Annotated in this window: 26 protein-coding genes; 13 read left to right on the top strand and 13 right to left on the bottom strand. The window is 69.1% G+C overall.

Annotated features, from left to right (window positions below; all coding sequences use genetic code 11):
- The first annotated feature begins 306 nt into the window (after nucleotides 1-306).
- The 8 genes from KIF24_RS05960 (at nucleotide 307) to KIF24_RS05925 (ending at nucleotide 5,185) form a co-directional block, all read left to right on the top strand.
- A complete protein-coding gene (locus tag KIF24_RS05960) occupies nucleotides 307-1,293 on the top strand; it encodes a DUF932 domain-containing protein (protein WP_221083095.1) in 987 nt (328 codons plus the stop codon).
- A gap of 181 nt (nucleotides 1,294-1,474) precedes the next feature.
- Nucleotides 1,475-1,954: a hypothetical protein gene (locus KIF24_RS05955; protein WP_230414905.1), complete on the top strand. Its 480-nt coding sequence runs from the start codon at nucleotides 1,475-1,477 to the stop codon at nucleotides 1,952-1,954.
- 91 nt (nucleotides 1,955-2,045) lie between these two features.
- Complete coding sequence (locus tag KIF24_RS05950; RefSeq protein WP_221083093.1) at nucleotides 2,046-2,525, top strand: hypothetical protein; 480 nt, start codon at nucleotides 2,046-2,048, stop codon at nucleotides 2,523-2,525.
- Nucleotides 2,522-2,854, top strand: coding sequence for a hypothetical protein (locus tag KIF24_RS05945; protein ID WP_221083092.1), 333 nt, complete (start codon nucleotides 2,522-2,524; stop codon nucleotides 2,852-2,854). Before KIF24_RS05950 ends, KIF24_RS05945 begins: the two co-directional genes overlap by 4 nt.
- Before the next feature lie 24 nt (nucleotides 2,855-2,878).
- Entirely contained in the window at nucleotides 2,879-3,298 is a 420-nt protein-coding gene (locus KIF24_RS05940) for a hypothetical protein (RefSeq protein WP_221083091.1), read from the top strand.
- Complete coding sequence (locus KIF24_RS05935) at nucleotides 3,298-3,963, top strand: hypothetical protein (RefSeq protein ID WP_221083090.1); 666 nt, start codon at nucleotides 3,298-3,300, stop codon at nucleotides 3,961-3,963. Before KIF24_RS05940 ends, KIF24_RS05935 begins: the two co-directional genes overlap by 1 nt.
- On the top strand, nucleotides 3,960-4,355 hold the full coding sequence (locus KIF24_RS05930; RefSeq protein WP_221083089.1) for a hypothetical protein: 396 nt from the start codon (nucleotides 3,960-3,962) through the stop codon (nucleotides 4,353-4,355). The genes KIF24_RS05935 and KIF24_RS05930 overlap by 4 nt, the downstream gene beginning before the upstream one ends.
- A gap of 185 nt (nucleotides 4,356-4,540) precedes the next feature.
- Complete coding sequence (locus tag KIF24_RS05925; protein ID WP_221083088.1) at nucleotides 4,541-5,185, top strand: hypothetical protein; 645 nt, start codon at nucleotides 4,541-4,543, stop codon at nucleotides 5,183-5,185.
- Between the two features lie 68 nt (nucleotides 5,186-5,253).
- Here the strand turns inward: KIF24_RS05925 and KIF24_RS05920 are convergent, their stop codons facing one another.
- The 6 genes from KIF24_RS05920 to KIF24_RS05895 all read right to left on the bottom strand — a co-directional run bounded on the left by KIF24_RS05920 (nucleotide 5,254) and on the right by KIF24_RS05895 (nucleotide 9,155).
- Complete coding sequence (locus KIF24_RS05920; RefSeq protein ID WP_221083087.1) at nucleotides 5,254-5,415, bottom strand: hypothetical protein; 162 nt, start codon at nucleotides 5,413-5,415, stop codon at nucleotides 5,254-5,256.
- A gap of 154 nt (nucleotides 5,416-5,569) precedes the next feature.
- Nucleotides 5,570-5,953: a hypothetical protein gene (locus KIF24_RS05915; protein WP_221083086.1), complete on the bottom strand. Its 384-nt coding sequence runs from the start codon at nucleotides 5,951-5,953 to the stop codon at nucleotides 5,570-5,572.
- A 14-nt stretch (nucleotides 5,954-5,967) separates the two neighbouring features.
- On the bottom strand, nucleotides 5,968-6,624 hold the full coding sequence (locus tag KIF24_RS05910) for a GNAT family N-acetyltransferase (RefSeq protein WP_221083085.1): 657 nt from the start codon (nucleotides 6,622-6,624) through the stop codon (nucleotides 5,968-5,970).
- A 13-nt stretch (nucleotides 6,625-6,637) separates the two neighbouring features.
- A complete protein-coding gene (locus tag KIF24_RS05905; RefSeq protein ID WP_221083084.1) occupies nucleotides 6,638-8,131 on the bottom strand; it encodes an APC family permease in 1,494 nt (497 codons plus the stop codon).
- A gap of 44 nt (nucleotides 8,132-8,175) precedes the next feature.
- Nucleotides 8,176-8,925 (bottom strand): GOLPH3/VPS74 family protein, encoded by a 750-nt coding sequence (locus tag KIF24_RS05900; protein WP_221083083.1) that lies wholly within the window; start codon nucleotides 8,923-8,925, stop codon nucleotides 8,176-8,178.
- A complete protein-coding gene (locus tag KIF24_RS05895; RefSeq protein WP_221083082.1) occupies nucleotides 8,922-9,155 on the bottom strand; it encodes a hypothetical protein in 234 nt (77 codons plus the stop codon). The genes KIF24_RS05900 and KIF24_RS05895 overlap by 4 nt, the downstream gene beginning before the upstream one ends.
- A gap of 876 nt (nucleotides 9,156-10,031) precedes the next feature.
- Here KIF24_RS05895 and KIF24_RS05890 point away from each other — a divergent pair.
- The 4 genes from KIF24_RS05890 (at nucleotide 10,032) to KIF24_RS05875 (ending at nucleotide 13,789) form a co-directional block, all read left to right on the top strand.
- Complete coding sequence (locus KIF24_RS05890; protein ID WP_221083081.1) at nucleotides 10,032-11,399, top strand: helix-turn-helix domain-containing protein; 1,368 nt, start codon at nucleotides 10,032-10,034, stop codon at nucleotides 11,397-11,399.
- Between the two features lie 15 nt (nucleotides 11,400-11,414).
- Complete coding sequence (locus KIF24_RS05885; protein ID WP_221083080.1) at nucleotides 11,415-12,353, top strand: aminoglycoside phosphotransferase family protein; 939 nt, start codon at nucleotides 11,415-11,417, stop codon at nucleotides 12,351-12,353.
- Between the two features lie 105 nt (nucleotides 12,354-12,458).
- Entirely contained in the window at nucleotides 12,459-13,157 is a 699-nt protein-coding gene (locus KIF24_RS05880) for a pentapeptide repeat-containing protein (protein ID WP_221083079.1), read from the top strand.
- Nucleotides 13,154-13,789 (top strand): pentapeptide repeat-containing protein, encoded by a 636-nt coding sequence (locus KIF24_RS05875; protein ID WP_230414901.1) that lies wholly within the window; start codon nucleotides 13,154-13,156, stop codon nucleotides 13,787-13,789. The genes KIF24_RS05880 and KIF24_RS05875 overlap by 4 nt, the downstream gene beginning before the upstream one ends.
- Here the strand turns inward: KIF24_RS05875 and KIF24_RS05870 are convergent.
- The 4 genes from KIF24_RS05870 to KIF24_RS05855 all read right to left on the bottom strand — a co-directional run bounded on the left by KIF24_RS05870 (nucleotide 13,764) and on the right by KIF24_RS05855 (nucleotide 18,313).
- Nucleotides 13,764-15,467, bottom strand: a complete 1,704-nt coding sequence (locus tag KIF24_RS05870; protein ID WP_221083077.1) for a carbamoyltransferase C-terminal domain-containing protein — start codon at nucleotides 15,465-15,467, stop codon at nucleotides 13,764-13,766. The genes KIF24_RS05875 and KIF24_RS05870 overlap by 26 nt on opposite strands.
- Nucleotides 15,460-16,824: a B12-binding domain-containing radical SAM protein gene (locus KIF24_RS05865; RefSeq protein ID WP_221083076.1), complete on the bottom strand. Its 1,365-nt coding sequence runs from the start codon at nucleotides 16,822-16,824 to the stop codon at nucleotides 15,460-15,462. The genes KIF24_RS05870 and KIF24_RS05865 overlap by 8 nt, the downstream gene beginning before the upstream one ends.
- Complete coding sequence (locus KIF24_RS05860; protein WP_221083075.1) at nucleotides 16,821-18,047, bottom strand: radical SAM protein; 1,227 nt, start codon at nucleotides 18,045-18,047, stop codon at nucleotides 16,821-16,823. Before KIF24_RS05860 ends, KIF24_RS05865 begins: the two co-directional genes overlap by 4 nt.
- An 89-nt stretch (nucleotides 18,048-18,136) precedes the next feature.
- The gene (locus KIF24_RS05855) at nucleotides 18,137-18,313 is read right to left on the bottom strand and encodes a hypothetical protein (RefSeq protein WP_221083074.1); all 177 of its coding nucleotides are present in this window, start codon (nucleotides 18,311-18,313) and stop codon (nucleotides 18,137-18,139) included.
- A 163-nt stretch (nucleotides 18,314-18,476) separates the two neighbouring features.
- On the opposite strand from KIF24_RS05855, the gene KIF24_RS05850 reads away from it, so the two are divergent.
- Nucleotides 18,477-19,802, top strand: a complete 1,326-nt coding sequence (locus tag KIF24_RS05850; RefSeq protein ID WP_221083073.1) for a hypothetical protein — start codon at nucleotides 18,477-18,479, stop codon at nucleotides 19,800-19,802.
- Between the two features lie 193 nt (nucleotides 19,803-19,995).
- Here KIF24_RS05850 and KIF24_RS34315 read toward each other — a convergent pair whose 3' ends face one another.
- From KIF24_RS34315 to KIF24_RS05830, 3 genes are all read right to left on the bottom strand, one after another.
- Nucleotides 19,996-20,892 carry a PIN domain-containing protein gene (locus KIF24_RS34315; RefSeq protein ID WP_221083072.1) on the bottom strand — a complete coding sequence of 299 codons (897 nt, stop codon included), beginning with the start codon at nucleotides 20,890-20,892 and terminating at the stop codon, nucleotides 19,996-19,998.
- Between the two features lie 864 nt (nucleotides 20,893-21,756).
- The gene (locus KIF24_RS05835; protein WP_221083071.1) at nucleotides 21,757-22,161 is read right to left on the bottom strand and encodes a type II toxin-antitoxin system VapC family toxin; all 405 of its coding nucleotides are present in this window, start codon (nucleotides 22,159-22,161) and stop codon (nucleotides 21,757-21,759) included.
- Entirely contained in the window at nucleotides 22,158-22,355 is a 198-nt protein-coding gene (locus KIF24_RS05830) for a hypothetical protein (RefSeq protein WP_169600062.1), read from the bottom strand. The genes KIF24_RS05835 and KIF24_RS05830 overlap by 4 nt, the downstream gene beginning before the upstream one ends.
- Between the last annotated feature and the right edge of the window lie 7 nt (nucleotides 22,356-22,362).

The raw sequence follows: 22,362 nt of genomic DNA, 5'->3' as shown, positions 1-22,362 counted from the left end.
CCCGCGAATACCGAAGCCGGTTCATCCCCGAACACGGGTTCACCGTGTACCTGCCGGCCCCGTTCAAACCGTTCACACCTATCTGTACGGGCCGGACGGGCGGCTACGCCCGGCCACCAACACCCGGTAGGCCACACCCGCGCGGCAGGCGTCAGATTCGCCGCAGAAACCTCCATCGACTCCACCCGATGGCCTTGATCGACCCATAGAGGTAGGAAACATTGTTGCTGGCGGCACGGTCCGGGGGATTGCGACCCCCCGGCCGCGCCGCCCACCCGAACACCACAACTGGGAAGGGGTGCCACCGTGGCACACGAACTCGAAACCCTCGCGAACGGCCAGACGGCCTTCGCCTCCGCACGGCTGACCGCCTGGCATCAGCTCGGCACCGTCACCGACGCGTGCATGACCGCGCAGGAGGTCATGAGCAAGGCGTGGCTCGGCGGGTGGGAGGTCCGCAAGATCGCCCTTCAGGGCATCGAGGTCACCGACAAGGGTGTGACGAAGGTCGACTGCCCCGACAAGTACATGACCGTGCGCACCAACCCGGCCACGGGTGAGACCGAGTACCTCGGCGTGGTCGGTGAGGACTACAGCGTGGTCCAGAACGAGCAGGTCGCCGAGACCCTCAACCTCCTGGTCGACGCCTCCGGCGCGCACTTCGAGACCGCCGGCTCCATGCGCAAGGGCCGCTCGGTGTTCGTCACCATGAAGCTGCCGCAGGCCATGCGGATCGCCGGGGTGGACGACATGGACCTTTACCTGGCGGCCACCACCTCCCACGACGGCACCGCCGCGTTGCGCCTTGACGCCACGCCGGTGCGGATCGTGTGCGCGAACACCCAAGCCCTCGCCTACCAGCGGTCGCGCAGCTCGTACACGTTCCGGCACACCTCGAACGTGACCAGCAAGATCGCCGAGGCGAGGCAGGCCCTCGGCCTGATGTGGCGCGCGTTCGCCGACTTCGAGACCGAAGCCGAAAAGATGATCAACGAAGCGTTGACCATGGGCGAGTTCGAGAAGATCGTCGCCCAGGTCTGGCCCCTCGCCGACGACGCCTCCGACGTGGCGCGCAACAACGCGAAGCAGCGCACGAACACGTTGCGGTACCTGATCCGTGACGCGGACACGCAGAAGGCGATCAAGGGCACCCGGTGGGCCGGCTACCAGGCCATCACCGAGTACGTCGACCACTTCGCCCCCGCCAAGACCGAGCGTGTTCGGGCGGCGCGGGCGTTGACCGGTGCCGGTGTGGACCTCAAGGCCCGCGCGTTCGAGTTGCTGGCGGTCTGAGGTGGGCCGGCATTGGGGCCGGGCCACCGCGCCCGACCCCGGTACCGGCGGACACCCCGCCACCGGTACCGCATCCGTCCCCACCTCGCCCGCCGCTGCCGCCCCGCCAAAAGCGGATCCAGCCGCTACGGCCCCGCCCGTCGCTACGCCTCTGCACGCACCGGCGCCGACGGCCACCTCGATGATCGCGCTGGCCAACCGAGTCTGTGCCCACTTCGCGGCAGCCGAGGTCGCCCACGCGATGGCCGAACACTCCGCCACCCAGGCTGAACACGCCACCCTTAGCACTCGCGCCGAGCAGTGGGACGCCCTCAGCAGCGAGCAGTGGGACCAACTCTGCTCGGCGATCTGGGCGACGGCCCCCGAAGGAGCACAGGTCGAGCGGTTCCTGCCCGTCCGGCCACTGACCAACGGCCACGTCGAGCTGCACGTCCACGACAGCCAAGCCCGTCGCCTCGTCGTGCTACTCACCGGCGCGCAGGCCCTCGCCGTGGGCGCGCACCTGACCGCGTACGGGGCGATCAGCCTCGACCGCATCGGCCAGAAACTCGACCCCGGCCTGCCCCACGTGAAGGCCGCCCCACCGTTCCCCACGAACGAGACCGCCGGGCCACCAGCCACCCCCGACCGGGCCGACGGACCACCGGCCGCCCACCCCTGACCGCCGCGACAGGTGCCGCGCGGCCCCGGTCCGACCCCGGCCGCTCGGCACCCCAGGCGACACTCCCTCGACTCGCTTACGGAGTACCCGCATGAATCCAGACCGACTGTTTGACCTCGCTGCCGAGTTCGCTCACGCCACCGGCAACGCCGAACGCTTCCACGCCCGCGCGGCGGTCGCCACCGGCGACGACCGCGCCGCCCACGAGAAAGCGGCATCGAGGTGGGAGGCCACTGCCGCCCGCCGCCGCGAGCACCTACGCGCCGCACTCCTCGAGGCGCTGCACGGCACCGTCAACGCGGTGCCAGACGAGCGACTGCCCGTCGCCACCTGCCAGCGAGGCCGCGTCGAGGTCCGCGCCACCACCCCCGACGGCACCCGCACCGTGCGCGTGCGGTACACCCCGGCGCAAGCCGCCGCTGCCGCAGTCGCGCTCATCGCCTGCGCCGCCATCACCGACGACCCGGATGGCAGCACCCTCGCCAGCATCCTCCCCGCCTTCCCACCCACCCCGCCCAGCGACGAGCCCGCAACCGACGAGCCCGCGACCGACGAAGGGAGGCCGGCATGACGCCCCCGATTGATCCGCCGGAGAACACCGACGGCCTCGGCGACGGACAACGCACCCTCAACGGCCCGCACCTCGCGGGCGCGCTCGCCCTGCTCGGTCCGGTCGACCCGGTGTGCGCCGATGTGATCGGCCGGCTCAACCTGCGCGTCTACCCCGGCGAACCCGGAGACCGCACCGGCTACGTGGTGCTCGACGTGCACGGCGTCTCCATCGGCGTGAAACGCCGCGCCGATGACCTCTACCTCCACGCCGACACCACCGACACCGACGACCGCCTCATCGCCTTCGAGATCAACGGCGGCGGCGAAACCGACCACCCCACCAGCTAGACCTCACCCCTGAACGGAGTCCTGATGTACCGGTCCCTGGAGTACGGCGACACCGCCCGGGTGATCAAGCCGACCGACCCAGTCGAATACCGCCTCGGCACCGTCACCCACGTCCGCTATTCCACCCCACACACCACCCACGCCCGCCGCTACACCCTCCGCTTCCCCAACGGCGACGAGCGCACCTACCCGGCCGCGACCGTCAAACGAGCCACCCGGGCCGACGACCGCGCCGCGATGGAGGCCGCGCTCACCGCCGCGTGCGTGGCGCTGCGCTTCGCCTGCCGCATCGCCCACGACTACGACGCCGACCTCAGCAGCGGAACGGCAAGCCTGCTGCGGCGGGTGGTCGACCTCGCGAGTCTGCGTCTCGGGCTGACCCTCGACCCCGCCGATCCCACGTGGCCGCAGCACCCCCGCCACCAGGACGGAGGCGACAAGTGATGCCACCGCACTCCCCACACCCCGAGGAATCCGCCCGCCTCCCCCAGGCGGCAGCCCGTGATGCGAGCAGGGCGCCGGTCCCGGAGTCGTTCTACTGCCGCCGCTGCCGTCGCGCGCTCAACATCCGCTTCAACAACCTCGGTGTGGTCGTCGAGTATCTGCACGCGGCCGAGCAGCGCGGCCAGCAAAGTGACCACCGGCCCGAGCCGGTACCCATCACCGAGATTCCCGATCCGATCATCGAGTGCGACTTCTGCTCCGCACCCGACGCGGCCTGGGTCTACCGGTGCGCGAACCAGGTCACCGACGCCCGCCGGGTCACCGCCCGGGTGGTCGCTGTGGGCGACTACCAGTCTCGGCACCACGCGGCGCGGGTGCGACGTACCGACACTGAGCACGCCTTCACCCAGGCGTGGGGCGAATGCTGGTCGGCATGCCAGGGGTGCGCCGACCTCGTCGAGGCCCGGGACCTGTATGGGCTGATCGGCCGGGTGGTCGAGTCCCTGCCCGCGAAGCTCAGCCGAGGCAAACACCTGATGCGCACCCGGGGCCAACTCCACGAACGGTATGCCGACGTGTTCGACACCCTCGCCCCCGGCCGAGGTCGGATCGCCCCCGGTCACCCGCTCGGCATCTGGACCCACCAGCCGGAGAAGGCACCATGACCACCGACACCGGGCGGCACGGGTGGCCCGCCTTGACTCACGCGAAGGCCCGCCGCCGGATGGGGCCAGTCTGCGGCACAGACGGCGTGCCCTTGAGCCGCGTCACCGACGACCCGCACCTCGTGACCTGCCCCGACTGCGAAGGACTGGCCGACATCGACGCCCTCCCCGACGACGCGACAGCGGGTGACCCCCGCGTCATCACGTTGCTGCGGGAGGCAAAGCGCGGCGCGTGCCGCAAGATCGACGGGGCGCTGGTGGACGCGACCACCGCCGCCGCGATCCTGACCGTGTACGACGCGCTGAAACCCACCACCCGCGCGAAACTGGCCGCGCTGCGCATCGACCGAATGGCGCAAGTGGCGTGGAAGGTGCTGCGTCCGCCGAGGTAAGCGGGTGGGTCGGTGGCCGGCGGGCGCACCCGGGGGTGCATTGCGACCCCGACCGGCCACCTCGCCTACTCGGGCCACCTGCGGACCACAGGGCCGCTTCTACCCGAGCCGGGCGTAGGGCGATCCTACGGCCCGAGCCACACTCACCTCGACCACGCGGACGTGACCAGCTGTCCGGAGGGAGGATGAACGGCGTGGCACGACAGGTCATCGACGGACGGACCGCACTCGACCGGATTGGAGTCGCCGCGCACACCGGCGCGGCGTACTCCACGGTCAACCACTGGCACCGCCACCGCGCCCGCTTCGGCTTCCCGCGCGGCTTCCCGCATGACGGTGGGCAGTGGTTCTGGCTCGACGACATCGAGGCGTTTCACACCGCCCACCTGGTGGCGAAACGCGCCGAGCTGACGAAGGTCGACCGCCGCGGCGACCCGGAGGATCTCCTCGGCTCCGGCGCGGCGGCGAGGATCCTCGGCTACGGCTCGTACCGCAACCTGCCCGACACCCTGCTCCACCATCCGGACCGCGTCGAGCATCTGCCAGACGGCCGAATCCGCCGCCTGTGGTTCCGGCGCACCGTGTGGGCCGTCGCCGACGCCCGCACCGGGCGGCAGTCCACCGGCCGGACCCCCGGCACGACCGGTGCCCGCAAACCGCACCCGTACGCCGACGACCCTCGGCTCCACACCGCTATCACGCTGCTGGCCGAGGCCGACGCCGCCGGGCAGGATCGGCGCGGGCTCGGTGTGACGCTCGCCGGGCAACTCGACATCACTGAGCGCACCGCCCAACGCCTGCTCGCCGCTGCCGTCGCTTCGAGCGGCTAGACGGCACGAGCGTTGACGGGTGTCGCCCGGCCCGCCATGGCGGGCCGGGCGACCTGTCTTGCGCGCACTCAGTCATCGTCGTCGGCAGCAGCCCGGGGCGTCGGCACCTCGATCAGGTAGCGCAGCACACCGTTGACGTCGGTGTCTCGGTTGGCGGCCGTGCGCTCCAACACGTCGTACACGTCAGCGTCAACCTCGACAGTGCGGCGCGTGGATGGCTGGTCAGTCATGCGTGGTTCCTCCTGACAGCGTTCGTCGTGGTGTCCGGTCGGGCACCCCGGCCTATCCACGTCGACCTCCACGCGCCGATCAAGACCGCCCGCCGTCGCGGGCCGGGCCGGGGACACGGCTCTGTGGTGAAGGCAAACGACGAGGCCGGGGTCGCTAGAGCTGGGCAGTGGGGCGCCAGGCGAGCCAGTGGTGCGGGGCACCGGATCGGTACCGGCGGGCCAGGGCGTGGAGCTGCTGGAAGCGGGGTAGGTGTCGGCCGGTGAAGGTGCTCAGGTGGTAGTCGGACAGCAGTGCCGCCTGTGGCGTTGGGCGGTGGTGCCATACGGCGACGGCCGTCATGTCGAGGGCGATGTCGACGTGCCACCACTCCACGGCATGGTCGACCTCCATCGTGAGCAAGCCGTGGAAGATGTGTTGCCGCTCGACCGGGTCGGCGACGAGCCATTGCGCTACCGGGTCGGTGGCGACGGCGTCGGTGAGCAGCGCGGCGATCGTGGCCACGTCGCCGGCCTCAGCGGATCGGATCGGTGTGGTCATCACGGGGGCGGCGGTCACAGTGGCCGCCGACGTGGCAGGGTGCGCGGGAACGGGGTCCGGCCGCTGCTGGTGGGGGTGCCGCGCCACATTCGCCAGATGACAGGCCCGCCGGTGGGGAGCACGATGGTGGGGCCGGCGGTGTAGCCGAGGCGCAGGTAGAGCCGCCGGTTGCGCATGTTGGTGGCTTCCAGGTAAGCCGGCAGGCCGAGATCGTCGAGGCGACCGTGGTAGTCGGCGAGCAGCGCAGCGCCGATACCGCGGTTCTGCTGTGCCGAGTCGACGGCGAGGTAGGCGAGGTAGTGGTGCGGGTCGTCGGGGTGGAAGGCGTCGAACATCTCCTCCAGCAGCACGAACTTCGGTGCATAGACTCCGGCGATGTGCTCCAGCGCTTCCAGCCGTCCGCCCGTGTCGGTCGAGGTGCGTGCGAGACGGGGGTACCAGATGGCCACGGCCGTCTGGTCGGCGGCGGTGTAGACCTGTCCGTGCGTCAGGCCGTGGTGGAAGGCGTCGGTGAAGTACCGGTAGTAGACGGTGCGGCGGTCGGTTGGATCGGGGATCAGCCAGTCGGCGATGGGTCCTTGGTGGAACGCCTCGGCGAGGACGGCGATCAGTGGTCCGGCGTCGGCTTCGGTGGCGGGGCGGACGAGCAGGTTCTTGTTGGGGACGGTCACAGCAACTCCTTGGTCAGGCGGGTTGGCGGACGACATCGGGGGCGCGCAGCGGTCCGGTGTCGCTGTCCGCGCCCAGACCGATCGCCGCGTACACGTCGGGGGCGGTCGCGCGCAGGGTCAGTGCCCAGGCGATGCCGAGTAGTGCGGCGGCGGCGTAGGCGGCGGGGAACGCCCAGCGCAGCGGCGAGTCCGCTGCCACGCCGAGGAGGGTGTCGAACTCCCGCAGGGTGACGGTGAGGATCCCGCCGAGCGCGAGCGCGGCGATGCCTGGTGCGATCACCGACCGCCACGCTCCTTCTGCATGGGTGGTGCGGGCGAAGAAGCCGATCACGGCGGCGGAGGTGAGGGTCATGAGGATGAGGACGCCGAGGCCGCCGGTGACGGTGATCCAGAAGAACAGGTGCACGATCGGGTCCGCCCCCGCCAGGGCGTAGCCGACCAGCACGGCGAAGGCGAGCCCACTCTGGACAAGGGAGCCGACCTTCGGCCCGCCGGTCCGCCGACTGGTGCGACCGAACGCCGCCGGGAGCACCCGTTCGCGGCCGAGGGCGAACAGGTACCGCGCCACGGTGTGGTGGAAGGACAGCAGGGCGGCGAGCAGGGAGGTGATGAACAGGACCCGGGCGACGGTGATGACACTCTGGTTCAGGTACGGCGACACCAGGTTGAAGATCAGGTCGGTGCCGTCGGTGCGGGCCGTCGCCACGATGCGGTCGGGGCCGGTGGCCACCGACATCGCCCACGCGGACAGCCCGTACAGCAGGCCGGTCACCGCGACGGCGATGTAGGTGGCGCGGGCGATCGTGCGGCGCGGGTCCTTCGTCTCCTCCGAGAACACCACCGTGCCCTCGAAGCCCACGAATCCGGTGATCGCGGTGACCAACGCGGCACCGATCCCGGCGGCGAACATGTGCGACGGGGCGAGGGTGTCGAAGGCGACCGTTCCGTCGGCGGGGTGGGTCACCATGATGGCGTCGAAGGTCAACGCGACAACGCATTCGGCGACCAGGACGACGGCGAGAACCTTGCCGTTGAGGTCGATCCGCGCGACCCCGAGCGCGGCGACGATGGCCCAGACGGCGAGGGCGCAGATCCACCAGGTGAGCTGCCAGCCGTACCGGTCGTTGAGGAACTGCGCGGTGACCGCCCCGGCCCCGCCGTACAACCCGATCTGCATCGCGTTGTACGCGAGGAGGGCGACCATGGCGGCGCCGACGCCGGCGGGGCGGCCGAGTCCTCGGGTGACGTAGGTGTAGAAGGCTCCGGCGTTGACGATTCGGCGGGACATGGCCACGTAGCCGACCGCGAACAGCGCCAGCACGGCCGCCACGAGTAGGTAGGCGACGGGGATGCCGGTGACGCCGGTGACCGCGTACCCGGTGGTCGCGCCACCGGCGACGACGGTCAGCGGTGCGGCGGCGGCGATGACGAAGAACACCACCGACGGAATACCGAGCCGCCCACGCGCGAGGACAGCGGACACGGTGTCGGGTTTCGAGTGCAACATCGGTTCTCTCTCAGCGAAGAGGGATGGGATAGGGGTGGCCGCATTCAGGAGGTGCGGTGGCTCAGCACGGCACCGCCGACGACGGCACCGAGGTCAGCGAGGAGATCGCGTAGCGGGGCAGGGACCTGGTCGACCTGGTGGCGCAGGAACGCACGGACAGCGAGGGGTGTGCCGTCGAGCAGGATCGGATCAAGCTGCGTGTGCAGCGCCAGGCCCGCAAGGGTTTGGTCGAAGGCGGTCAGCGGGTGGTAGTTGCGCAGCTGGAAGGACAGCCGTGCCCACGACCAGGCGGCCCTGTTCACGTCGGTGGGGACGTAGACGGTGCGGTGCCGCCACAGCCGACCGACCTGCTCCGGCCGCAGCAGCCCGAGCTGCCACATGCGGGTGATCACCTGCTCGCAGGCGGTGGTGGCGAGGAACGAAAGCCACGTCCGGGTCGCCGTGTGACGCGGCTCGGCCACCAAGCGGTCCAGGACAACATGTTGCAGCCAATCCTTCGGCGGCGAGGCATTGAGCACCCGCACATGCCGGCCCTCGAACGTGACCCGACCCTCCCGGTACAGCTCGGCCAACAACGCGGCAGCCAAGCCGTGCGCCGTCGCCGACTCGAACAGGCGCGGACGGCCGGTCTGGTCGTCGTGGGCCAGATAGAAGAACTCGTCGGCAAGACGCGTGGTGCTGTGGGCGGCGGCGCTGCCGACTGCGCGTACCGGCCGGACTGGCTCCACTGATGCCCGATGCTCGTACAGGTGGGGTGCGTGATCGTTGGATGCGCCGGAGGGTGGGGTGTTCACCGCGGCTGACCTTCCTCGGTTGATTCGTCAGAGGAGATGGGAAACCCGAGCTGCCGAAGGAGCTTCCGGCCGCCGGGGTGGCGGGCCAGCTCCTCGATCGCCCAGGCGTGTTGCCCACACCTGTCGTGCTGGCAGTGGAAGCAGGTGCCGCCGTCGCGGTGCTGGAGCGCCGTGTTGCGCGCCGCCTCGAAGCGGTCGACGGGGCGGTCGCCGTCGTCGGTGCTGGTCATGAAGTGGGTAGCCGGCGGTGCAGCGCGGCCACGCTGACCCGTATCTCCATGCACGGCGGGTGCCGGTCGACGTGTGGGTAGTCGCACTCCGGACGGTGGCCGAGGATCCAAATCCACTCGTCGCTGCGGTTCGGGAGATCGCGAACGTCAACGACGGTGACAACTACTGCGGTGCCGGGGGTGAGGTCACGGCCGTAGGACCAATCGTTCGCATCGAGCCGCAGCAGCGTGCCAGCCGCGACCTCGGGGAGGGGCTGAGGACTCCGGATCACGGCCGCGCCCTTCCCCGTCCCGAGCGCTGCCCCGGGCCGCTGCTTAGCGTCGGCCGTTCTGGGCTCGCCCGACGGGTTTGGCAATGCCTGGCCAGATCAGTTGCCACGGCGGTGTCGTCGCTGCGGCCGTCGAGCGTTGGTTCGCCACAGCCGCCGTACAGCGCCGCCCCTTCACCGCCGAGGCCGAAAGGGTCGAACGACTCCTCACCGCTGGGGACGAACCACTTGACGCGCACTGCCTTCACCTTCCTGGGTGGGTTGAGATGCGCGGCCGGGCCCTCCCCGGCACCGACCGCGCACCTGACCGATGGGACGCAGTGGCCGGTGCCGAATGGGTCGGCGGGCACTGCACCCGGCTCGCTCGTGGCCTCCGACGAGTCCCGGCCTATCGAGGGGGTCGGGGCCAATGTGGAAGCGGTTTGACCATGGCAACTGGTGCCGGGGGCATGGAACCCGCGCGGCAGGTCAGGCCGCCCGGATTAGCCTGGGCTGCGGCGGACGACTAGCGCGACTAGTCGCCTTGACTGGTGCGTTGGCGAGTGGGGTGGCTGGGCGATGACTGCCGGTTATGCTGCTCTCACTTCCCTCCGTCGATGGGGCTGTCGTGAACGTGGACCGCTTTTCGCAGATGACGCACCCTGATCAGTCGTGGTGGGATGAGCCGGCGATGCGAAGTGCCCTGGCACGTCGGGACGTAGGTCAAATCTTTATGCTGCTGAACCGGCGTCACGGCATGACACAACGCCGTATCGCCGAACTTGCTGGGTTCGCTGCATCCGAGGTCTACGAAATCACCCGCGGCCGGCAGGTCATGGCGTACGACGTCCTCGTGCGAATCGCAGAGGGACTGGGCATACCGCGCGCCTTGATGGGCCTCGGATACGGGACAGAACCGGCTCAAGAACATCATCCCGAGCCGCTGCCCTTAAGTGAACCTGAGCAGCGGAAGCAGTTCATTGCCGCCTTGGCCGGCTTCGCCGTTGGCGGTTCACCGAACGTTGAAGTGTGGCTTCCTCGGCCCGGTGATCGGCCCCTCTCAGTGCCGGAGGTCGTGAATCGGGAGGCCATCGCCACCGTGCGAGAAATTACTCAACGACATCGAGAGTTGGATGCCGCATACGGCGGTGGCTCATGTCGCGACTCGGCACGCGGCTACCTGGCATGGGCGAGCTGTCTCACCCGTAGCCGCTGCCAAACTCCCCAACTGTCTGCCGAGCTACATACCGAGCTGGCGGACTTGCACAATCTTGTCGGGTGGATGTCCCACGACCTGGGTGAACACATGGAGGCGCGTCGCCATCTCGCGCAAGGTCTCGTCTACGCCCAAAAGGCGGGTGATTCGACGCTGATGGCGGACGCCTATTACCGCCTCGGCCGAGTCAGCATCCACCAGAGCAACCCCGCAGAGGCGTTGCACCTGTTCCAGCTCGGCCAGATCGTTGCCACGAACTCGAACTGCCTGACTTCGGTTGCGATCCTGCACGCGAACATCGCCTGGGCTCACGCCAGAATGGGAAACGCGCCTGCGATGCGTGACTCACTGGCGCGCGCTCGTGACGAAATCGGCAGAGCCGACACCGCGGAAGCACCCCAATGGACACGGTTCTTCTGCGAGCCAGCCGACCTGGAAGGAATGTCAGGAGTCGTCCATTCCGCTCTAGCCCGTTACTCGCAGTACCGCGAGCAACACGCCGTCCTTGCGCTGACCCATGCCGGCCGGGCGTTGGAACGGCGAACCGAGACGTCACGCAGTGGCGCGTTCGACCACGTGACCATGGCGCTGGGATACGCGCTTCTCGGAGAACAGGACAAGGTCGCACCCCACGCCCAAGCAGTCCTGGATGCCGCGCGGCATGTGCGATCCCGCCGGCTGCTCGACCGGCTCAGCGACGTCGCGGACGTCATCGAACCGCGCCAAGACAAGCAGTTGGCGGAGGTGGTGACGGCCATCCGGGCACGGGTGGCCGCGTGACCTAACCTGGCGGGTATGTCGACCACCCTGACCGCTGAGGCTGCCGACGAGATCCAGCGGGGACTCGACGCCGTCCGCCAGCAGGCCGGACTCGCCTCAGGCGAGGCGCATCTCATGCGGTACACGATCAACGCGGTCTACCGGATCGGTGACAGGGTGCTGCGGCTCTCGCATGGCGAGGTGGCGCGAGAGCGGGCACAGCGGGTCGTCCGTGCAATGGCACTACTCACGAAGCACGAGGTGCCAACGGTCGAACTTGACATCAGCGTCGAGCAGCCAGTGGTGGTGGACGAGTGGGTGGCCACGATTTGGCATCACGTACCTCATCCGGCGCGCCGCCCTGATCCCGTTGAGCTGGCCGAGCCGCTGGCGAGGCTGCACGCCATCGCGGAGACACCGTCGTTCCTGCCGCGCTGGTCGCCCGTCGCCACGGCCCGACGCCGACTGGCCGGGCTCGCCAGCCTCCCCGCCGACGAACTGCGGTTCACGCAACAGTGGGCGTCCCAAGAAGTCGAGCTATCTCTCGACGACCTCGTGGCACGACTCCACGCGCGCTGCGAGGACCTGGAGCCCCGCGTTGCGGCTGCCGCCTGGGAACTGCCGATCGGCGTCGTTCACGGTGACGCCCACGTGGGCAACGTCCTCGCGGGCCGGTTGTGTGACTTCGACTCACTGGCAATCGGGCCGCGCGAGTGGGACCTGGTCCCCCTGGTGCACAGCGCCACCCGCTTCGGTGACCCCACCGAGCCGTACGAGAGGTTCGCCGAGGTCTACGGCTTCGACCTCGCGACGTCATCGTCCTGGCCGCTCCTACGAGAGGTGCGCGAACTCCAACTCGTGACCAGCGTGATGGACAAACTCCCTGGCAGACCCGAAGTGGCGCAGACGCTGGGCCATCGGCTACGTACGTACCTCGCTGGCGACAATTCGGCAGTGTGGCTGCGCTACCGATAGCTACCTATAGGCCCGCAGGACTGCGGCAGTCAATGTTTCTTGAACCGTTTGAAAGCGGCGTTTCGACCCCTGGTGATCGGGGCGGCAGAGTATAGGCTGGAGGGTATGTCACCCCGACGTGTATCCACCCCCCGCTCCACCGCTGCCCGGAAGGCGAGAGAGCCCCGGAGTCCATTGCCGCCGTCCGAAGTGGTGCTCTTTGAGGCCGCTGAACTGGAACCTGAGTCGGAATTGGAGGGTAGGGCGTTCTACAGTCTGAGCCTGGCCGGGCAGGATGCGGACTCGATGACGTTTGCCCAGTGCCGGTTCCGGGGAGCGGATCTTTCCAGTTGCCGTTTGGACCAGGTGACGATGACGGACTGCCTGGTCACGGATTCCAGCTTGGCGAACCTGCGCGCTGATGGCGGAAGCATGACCCGGGTCCGGCTTGCTCAGTGCAGGATGACGGGCTTGACCTGGGCTGATGGCCTGATGCGGGATGTCGCCATCGCGGAGTGTCGTGCCGACTTGTCGGCGTGGCGTATGACGAAGTTTGATGCGGTGAGCTTCGTGGAGTGCAATCTCAGTGGTGCCGACTTTACCAATGCTGACCTGAGTGGGGCAGTCTTTCGGGATTGCGACCTGACCGGTGCGGTATTCCACCATGCCTCAATGGAAGGGGTGCGGTTCCGCGGCTGCAACTTGGCGGGAGTGGGCGACGTTTCCAATTGGAAGGGCGCGATCGTTCACCATACCGACTTGATGAGTCTGTCGTATGGGCTTGCGCGGGCGGCAGGAATTCGTATTGAGGATGAGGACCTATGAGGACTGGTAGGCGTACATCGGCGGCCCGGCGGGCTGTCACCAGCGTTGACTGGCCGGGTCCGGAAACGGCTTCCGATGGCTCAGCGCGGTTTGTGGGGTTGCGGTTTGAGGGGGCCGCGATTCGGGAGGTTGACCTGTGCGAGGCGACGCTTGAGGACTGTGTGTTCGAGTCGTGCACGTTCACCGCGGTTCGGTTCAACTGCGCGAGGCTCGTCGGGTCGACGTTCACGGATTGCCGGTTCGCTGGCTGCAACTGGTGGGATGCGTCGCTGACGGACTGCACGCTGACGGCGTCGGTGTTCGACCGGTGTGACCTGTCGGGTCTGGAGGTGGATGGCGGGGACTGGTCGGATGTCGAGATGTTGGGCGCTGACCTGGGCACCGCCGAGTTCACCCGGGTGCGGATGCGCAGGGCGAACCTGAGCGGTGCCCGGTGTCAGGGTGTCGTGCTGCGGGATGTGGACTTGTCCGGTGCGAGCCTGCGGGAGGCGGACTTCGCCCGCGCGGATCTGCGGGGCAGTGTGTTGACCGCGTTCGACCCGCGTGAGGTGGAGCTGCGGGAGGCGATCATCACCGCTGATCAGGCGGTGGATATTGCGATGAGCCTCAGCATGTCGGTGCGTGCTTCGTGACGAGGTACGGGCCGAGTTGGAGGTAGGCCAGGTCGGAGTGCTGGAGCACGTTGACGGCGTCGGCGGCGGTGCGGGCGATGGGGTGGCCGTGCAGGTTCAGCGAGGTGTTGAGCAGCACGGCCCGGCCGGTCCGGGTGTGGTAGGCGTGCAGGATCGCGGCGAGGCCGGTGGGACTGTTGTCGTCGACGATCTGGGGTCGGCAGCTCAGGTCGGCGGGGTGGATCGCGGCGATCATCTCGGCGGCGGCGTGGGGCTGGGTGTCGAAGCCGAGCATCATGTGAGGGCTGCGTAGCCCGCGAGGGTTGCGGATGTAACGGTGTTGGTGGCTGCGGAGGATCGCGGGCGCGAATGGCATCCAGAAGTCCCGCTGTTTGATGAGCTGGTTCAGGCGTCGTGGTACGTCGGCGTCGGCAGGGTTGGCGAGGATGGAGCGGTTGCCGAGGGCGCGGGCGCCGTACTCCATGCGGCCGGCGCAGCGGGCCACGATCTGCCCGTCGGCCAGGAGCCCGGCCACCACGTCCTCGATGCGGTCGGGTTCGTGCACATGCAGTCCGGTGCCGGCGACCGCGTGCCGGGCGTCGTCGGGGGTGATGTCGTCGCCGAGGTAGCAGTCAGTCAGCGGCTGCACGCTGTGGTGGCCGTGGGTGGCGGCGAGGCGGTGGTAGAGGGCGCCCAGCGGGAGACTTTCGTCGCCGCAGGACGGGAACGCGGCGAACGTGTCCACACAGTCTAAGGCGGCGATGCGCTGGTTGACCTTGATGTTCATGAAGACGCCGCCGCCGACGAGCACGTCTCGGATATCGGTCGCGGCTATGGCGTTGCGGGCCCATCGGGTGAGCAGGTCTTCGGTGAACAGTTGCAGGCCGGCGAACAGGTCGTCGAAGCGTCGGCCCCGCAGGCGTTGTTCGATGTCAGGCCAGGCCCGCTCGATGCTGGCGGTGGTGGTGCGTTGCAGCCGCAGGCTGGTGGGGTCGAGGCCGAGGTAGGTGTGGAGGATGTCGGCGACCTGCCGGGCCCGGTCGGGGCGGGCGTAGGGGGCCATGCCCATGAGCTTGTACTCGTCCTCGTGCGGCGTGAATCCGGCGGCGTGGGTGAACCAGAACCACAGCAGGCCGACGGAGTTGCGCATGTCGGTGCGGGCGATCTCGGTGCGATGCCCGGCGGTCCAGGTCGAGACGGTCGCGCAGGCACCGTCACCGAATCCGTCGCAGGTCAGCACGAGGTAGGGGCGGTCGGGGTCGGTCCGCAGACCGTAGTACGCGGCGGCGGCGTGCGCGGTGTGGTGGTCAACGTGGGCGACGCGGGCGGCGGTGAGGCCGCCCTGGTTCAGCATGGCGGTGACCCGTTGCGGCAGCGCGCCGGGTGCTGCGGCTACCAGCGCTACCTCCGTGTCCGCAAGGGCCGGTTGCTGGTGGAAGCCGGCGAGCCGGGACAGCCATTCGTCGCGGGGGCAGTGGTCGACCGGTCCGGAGCGGCTGCCGTAGACGACCTCGGTGATATCGCCGGGATCGGCGCCGACCGCGTGCAGGCACGCGGCGATGGCCTGGTGCGGAAAGCCCATGTAGCCCTTGATCCCGGTCAGCCGTTCCTCCTGCACGCAGTGCGTGAGGTGCCCGTCGACGGCGATCGCGGCGGTGGCGGTGGCGCCGCCGTGGATGCCGAGCAGCAGATCACCCATGACAGGCGGCCTGCCGGTTGACTGTTTCGGTGAGCCATGCCCACTCGGCAATCTTGAGTTCGGCGAGCCGTTCCAGGCTGCCGGGGTTGGCTTCGTGCAGGCCGGCGAGCACCGGCGCCGCATTGGTGGCGAACCACTCGGTCAGTGCATCGGCCACGGCGGCGGCGGCCGGGTCCACGATGGTGAACCCCCTTTGGAACGGCGCGGTGATGAGCAGCCCGTCGGCGGCGATCTGCCGTTCGATGACCGTTCCGGGGATGACTTCCAGGCGGCTGCGGGCCATGAAGTGCGGGATCCGGTGGCGGCCGAAGCGGTCCAGGGCGTCCAGCTCGGCGCGGAGCCCGTCGAGGGTCTGCCAGGGATGCCACAGGATATAGCTGGCCACGGTCGTGACTCCGGCGTCGTCGGCGGCGGTCACCACCTTCCTCAGGTGCGTGAGGTCCTGACGTTTGCCGTAGACCCGGTGCAGGGTGTCCGGGTTGAACGACTCCACGCCGACGAGCATGGTGCGGACCCCGGCGTCGGCCAGCACGCCAACGGTGTCAGGGTCGAGGGTTTCCGCGCGCACGCTGATCGCGAACGTGAGCGCACCCGCGAGGCCCACCGCTCGCAGGCCGTCGCGCAGGTCGTTGGCGCGGCGGGCGCACTCTCTGCGGGTGCCGCCGAAGTCGGAGTCCGAGAACGCGAACGTCGTCGCCCCGATGGCCTGATGCAGATGAGCGAGGTCGTCGACAACCTGGGCCATGGGCATGTCCCGCCATCCGCCGCCGGGCAGGTCAGCGTTGTAGGCGCAGAACGTGCAGCGGGACCGGCACCCCCGGCTCGCGGCCACCGACACCACCGAGTCGACGCCGTAGGGCAGGTCGGAGGGAGTGAGCGACCGCAGCGACGTGTAGACCGCCAGGTGCGCCCGCAGATGCGTGACGAGCCCCGCGACGAACGGGTCTGCCGCGACGGTGGTGGGCCCGGCGACGACGTGGTCCACCGCGCCGTGCGCCAACAGCTCCCCGGCGGCGGACACCGCCAGAGGTCCGAAGCCGATGACGGTCAGCCGAGGATGGCGCAGCCGCGCGGCCACCAACTCGTCGGCGATGCGATGCAGCCGAGGCCCGTACGCATCCGAGGTGAACAGATGCACCACGAGCACATCGAACCCGGCGGCATCGGCGAGGGTGTCAGCCAGCGTCGCGGCGGGCCGCCCCCGGTAGTAGGCATCCAGCAGGACGCTGTCGTAGCCGGCAGTGCGCAGGGACGCCTGCACCGCGAGGGCGTCCCCGTCGACGTGGCGCTGCTTGAACCCGGACTCGTACAGCGTCGGCGCCCACACCAGCACCCTCGCCCGGTCGAGGTCGGTCACCGCGGGCATGGCACCTCGCATCGCCGACACGGGGTGGTCGGCTCACCGCGGAACTGCTCCCACACCGCGCTGAACCACATGGTGTCTAGATCGTCGGTGAGGAGGTTCCCGGCCCGCAGGGACCGGTTCTCCACCCCGAAGATGCACGGGTACACGTCGCCGAGCTGGTCGACGGCGAAGCCGATGCTGCCGCTGCCACACCCCTGCGCCGGGCTGATCGTCTCGATCTCCACGTCGTACGCCTCGGCCAGGCGCTGGCACTCGGGCAGCAGCACGCCCAGGATCGTGGCGTCGTCCAACGTCACCGCCGGGTTGGACCGCCCGACCGGCTTCTGCGGGAAGAACTTGAACCGACGTACCCCGGCGCTGAGCCCGACCTGCACGACCTGTTCCAGCTCGCCCAGGTTTGCGTGGTTGACCACGGTGTTGATGACGACCTCGGTGAACTCGCCGAGGACACGGATACCCGCGAGGGTCTTGGGCCAGGAGCCGGGCGCCCCCCGGATCATCTCGTGCGTGGCGGCCTGGCCGCCGTCCAGCGACACCTGCACCGGAGATACCCCCAACTCGCGCAACTGCTCTAGCCGGCCGGCGTTGAGCACCGTGGCGTTGGTCGACACCCCGAACCCCAACCCCCGGCCGATGATGTCGGCCGCCAGGTCGAAGAATCCCGGCAGGAGCAGACTCTCCCCGCCGGTGATGTAGATGTCCGGCACGCCGTAGTCGTCGAGCCGACGGATGATCTCGTGCCACTGCTCCAACGGCAGCAGGAACGGGTCCGCTTTCGGCCCACCGGAGCAGTAGCAGTGCAAGCACTTCTGGTTGCAGACGGTGAACGGTTGCAGGTGCACCCAGAACGGCTTGAGCACCGCCGACCGGGGCCGGGCCGCCTCGGCTTCGTCCGCGACTGCGTGGACACGCCCGGCGGTCACCGGCTCGACCACCGCGCCGTCAGCCGGCGCGAGAACTCCCATGGAATGCAGGTCACCGACGATCGTGGTCCACCGGGCCTGGTCGAGGCCGAACCGGTCGCCGAGGGCGGTCTGCGCCTGCGGCGGGAACTGCGGGGCCAGCGGCTCGCGGGCCAGCAGCGTGACCATGGCCGCCGCGCTCGGCAACTCCACGAAGCGGCGGGGCTGGGTGGTGCTCCAGGCGAGGGCGCCGAAGTGCTCGTGGCGGAACCGCATGTCCGCCATCCGCAGCGCCGGGGGAAGTGACGTCACAGGGGCCTCCCAGACTGGGGCTGCCGGCCCGCGACGGGGTTTGCGGGCCGGCAGCCGTCTCGATCCGCTCCGATCAGAAGCGGGGCGGTCTACCGCGTGGACGTCACGGTGGGGATACCGCCGCCACCCTGGGCGATGGTGCCGGAGTAGGTCTTGCAGCCCAGCGCGAGCGTCGCCTCCGCCACGGACGAAAACTGCCGGACCCGGTCGGAGCCGCTGGCGGTCGGGGTGGCCGCGTGGGCCGTGGACGAGCTGGTGGGGATCATCGATCTGCCTTCCTACGAGGATTGCTACGACGAAAGCCACTACAACCCGCCCACCCCACGGCACGTAACCCTACGATAGGGGCACCACTACGGGGGGTCACGCGCGCAGGGGTTGTCGGGGGTATAGTCCATCGATCGACCTGCGCGTCCATTGAGGAGCCCCGTGGATCCCTCGGCGTCAGCTCGAATGCTTCCCCGCCGGCTGCTCCGCGACCCCGTCGTGGTGCAAGCCCTACGCGACCGCAACTTCCAAGTGGTCTTCGCCGCCGCGAAGGCGGCAGGGCTGAGCTGGAACGCCATGGCCGCCGCAACCGGGCTGAAAGCCGAACGGATCAGCCTCGTTGCCCGAGGCGAAGCGCGGATCACCGGCATCGATACCATCGAACGGATCGCGGATGGATTGCGCATCCCCGGTTCCATGGTGGGCTTGGCCGCGCGATCCTGGGAGAGCGACACCGCCGTTGCGCCGCAGCCAGCGAGGGAGGATGAATCTATGCATCGACGAAACCTATTGCGTTCCGCCCTCGCCGCCGGCCTGACCGCCGCCCCGCTCACCGAGTTGGCCGACGTGCTGGCCAAAGCCGACAATGCCCTGGCCGTCACCGGCCCGGCTGATCTCGCCCAGCTTGAAGCCGCCACCGAACAGCACAGCTACGGCTACGCAGGTCGGGTGCCCACCGACGTCCTGGCCGACTTGGTCGCCGACGTCACCGACGTGATTCCCCTGCTGCAACGCCCTCAACCCGCCGTCACTCGCGTCGCGCTGACCCGGCTCATGGGCCAGCTCAGCGGCATGACGGCCGTCGTCCTGCACGACCTAGGCAACCAACGCGAGGCGCACGCATGGTTCGCCACCGCCGCCCGCTCCGCTGCGGAGTCCGGCGACCGGCAGCTACACGCCTGGATCCTCGCCCGCAAGGCGATGCTGCCACTGAACTTCGGCGCACCCCACGCAGCAGCCGAACTCGCCAAGCAGGCCCGTCACATCGCGGGACCGCAAGCTACCGCCGCCGCCACCCTCGCCGCTGCTGTTTCCGGCCGCGCCTACGCTCTCGCCGGCCGCCGCGACGAAGCCGCCGCAGCCCTACGCGACGCCGACCGCCTCGCCAACACACTTTCCGAGGCCGAACGCGCGGACACCTGGTTCGGGCACTGCGAGCAGAAACATCACGTCCACCTCTCCCACGCCCTAACCGCCCTCGGCGAGACGGACCAGGCACGAGAAAGCCAAGCCCACGCCCTCGCGCTATCCGCCCCTACCAGCACGCTGACCCGCACCCTGCTACGCCTCGACGCGGCAGGCTGCCAACACCGCGACGGCCACACCCTCGACGCTTGCCAAACGGCCACCGCAGCCCTGACTGGCATCCCCTCCCGCTACCGCACCGGCCTGACACACCGCCGCGCCGCGGACCTCTACCGCAACATCCCCGCTAATCTCCGCTCCAAGCCAGCCGCACGCGCCCTCGCGGAGGTCCTTGCGGCGTAGCCGGCGGGCCGGGTCCGGCAAGAGGGTGTCAAGCTCTGAGGGTGAGGCATATTGCTGTCGGAGGCCGTCAAGCCCACCGATACGGAGTCTTATCGACGGACGGCTTGCCGCAAACAACGCCTCAGCACAGGTCGGCCGATCATAGCCTCGTCATTATCTGATGGGCTTTGAATCCCATCGGAGAACTCCATTATTAGGGCAGCTCGACGTAGGGCAGACCGACAGCCGCCAGCTTGGTCTGTAGGTTAATGTCGCTGGTAGCGACATGCAGAGCAGAGCCAGGATGCTCGGACTGCAGAAGCAGCGTGGAGGCGACGAAGCGGTCGTCCGGCACCGCAAGGTCAAGCCAGGACGGCAGCTTGTTATGGCGGGGCTCGATGTGCTCGAAGACTGCATAAACCTCACCGGCTACCCGCACGCCAGCCTGGATGTCGCCGTTGGTCCGCAGACCCTTAAGACGCCGGTCGGCGCGCTGGGCCGCGTCGCGGAGATCCTGATTGCGTGCGCCACGTTTGAGATCGTCGATCTCCCGCAGCACGACGGGTAGCAGATGAGCCATGTACCGGCGGCCCAGTGTCGGGACATGGGCCGCAAGATCGGGGTTATCGATAATGGTGTTGGTATCGACAACGAGCCGAATTGCGTACTTATCGGCTGGCAGCAAACCAGCCAACGCTCGCATGTCGGCGACGTCAGCAGCGAGCAACTCGGCTGCTTTGCCTACCGTCGCCGGCACGGTGGTATCACGCTTGCGGACGAGCCAGCGTTCGAGCCGGCCGATGGCCCGGTCGAGCCGCTTGGCAACCGTCGGCGTCGGGTGAGGGAACAGGAGTCGGAACCGAGGCTCCCAGTCGCGGACCTGCCGCAGTAGCGCCATCCGGGACGCCTCCAGTGCGGCGTCGCTTTTCGCCCACCCCCACCTTGCGGCGCCGACGAAGACGATGTCGCCGCCGCGGCGATTGGGGTCAACGTTGACGATGGCCGAGCGTTCGAGGACGTCGCCATACCCAACATGGATGACATCTAGGTCAGCGAGCAGCCGCTCAGCATACGTCGGCGGCTTGTGCTTCCGGCTGGAACTGGGGGTCACGGCATCCACGATAGAGACACCACCACGCGCTACCGCAACGGGTATCAACGCGATGACTGCCTGCCGGGGAGGCGACGACAACGCCCGGGATCACCCGCTACAGCCCGGCACGAGCCGGGACGATGGTAGGGATCTTGGCAGGAAACCGTCCGGGATCACCCGGCCGGTCCCGCTACGTTCCGGGACGAAGCTGAGACGGAACAGCAGGTCAACGGCATTGTGCGGGACCGGTCGGAGCCACCCGGGATGATTGGCTGGTTGCTTCCAAACTGACGGTGCGGGTTCGATTCCCGTCGCCCGCTCCACACCCTCCGGCCCCGGTCAACGGTCCGATCCGGCCTCGGAGCGAAGCTGCTCTACCACTCGCGCAGCGCACCCTTCAGACGGGCGTTCTCCGCGCGCAGGCCCGCTTCCACACCATCGCGCGCGGTCAGCTCACCGACGACCGCACGGAGGAAGGCGTACACCTGTTCCTCGGCCCGGCCACGCCGACCAAGACCAGCGCGACGAAACCGGACTCGCTTCACGTGTTTCCGGACAGAGCCGGGCCAACCGTGACGCTGCCCGGAAGACGCCAACCGGATACACGGTCACCGCAACCTCCTCGAAGTTGAGACCGTCGTGGGTGCCGTCCGACTCACCGTGCCCTGCCCCGCACGGCCCGGGCAGGTGCCATACGACCGACTGCGCGGACGCCAGCCGGGGCGAGCAGCCGCAGGCCCGACGGCCGCACGAAGATCTCTCGCCGGTCCACGGCGTTGCCGCGCCGCTCCGCGGCTTGCCACCGGGTGTATCGGTCCGGCTGGCCGCTGGCGGCCAGGACCACTCACCGCCGTTCGGCCACATCGGACTGCGGCGGTGGAGCTACGAGACGTCGAACAGGCGTAGGCCGTCGTACTCGGCGAAGTCGGCGTAGTCCTTGCCGTTGAACGTCGCCAGCGGTAGCCGGTCGACCAGGCAGCAGGCCGCGATCCAGGAGTCGTTCGTCGGCCGGGGACGCCCCCGATGCTGCGCCCGCGCCTGGAGCTGACCCCAGGTGGTCGCCACCGCCTCGTCGAAGGGCAGCAGGACCACGCCGGATCGCCACTGCGCGAGGTCAGCGAGCTTGCGCGGCCCCCAGCTCCGCAGCGCGGTCCACTTGGTCAGCTCCCCGAGCTTGACGAAGGTGATGCACAGGGTCTTAGCGGCCAGCCGGGCGCGAAGCCGGCCATGCAGCCGACCCCGCAGGATCGCCGACGCCACGTCGGTGTCCAGGGCGACCAGACTCACGCGGCGCTGGCCCGCCGAGAGGCGTACAGGTCGGCAAGGAAGTCGTCCAACTCTTCGTCGGACTCGAACAGGTTCGGCCGGGCCAGGTCATCGACGGAGGCGACCGGCCGCACGCCCTGCCGGCGGGCCAGCTCCTCTGCCGGCACGTGCTCAGCGGTCGGCCACTCGGGCATCCGCTCCGCATTGCTCGACATCACGGCT

The sequence above is a fragment of the Micromonospora tarapacensis genome (assembly GCF_019697375.1).
Taxonomy (GTDB): domain Bacteria; phylum Actinomycetota; class Actinomycetes; order Mycobacteriales; family Micromonosporaceae; genus Micromonospora; species Micromonospora tarapacensis.
Note: the sequence above shows the minus strand (reverse complement) of the source record. Positions and strands in the feature narration are given on the sequence as shown.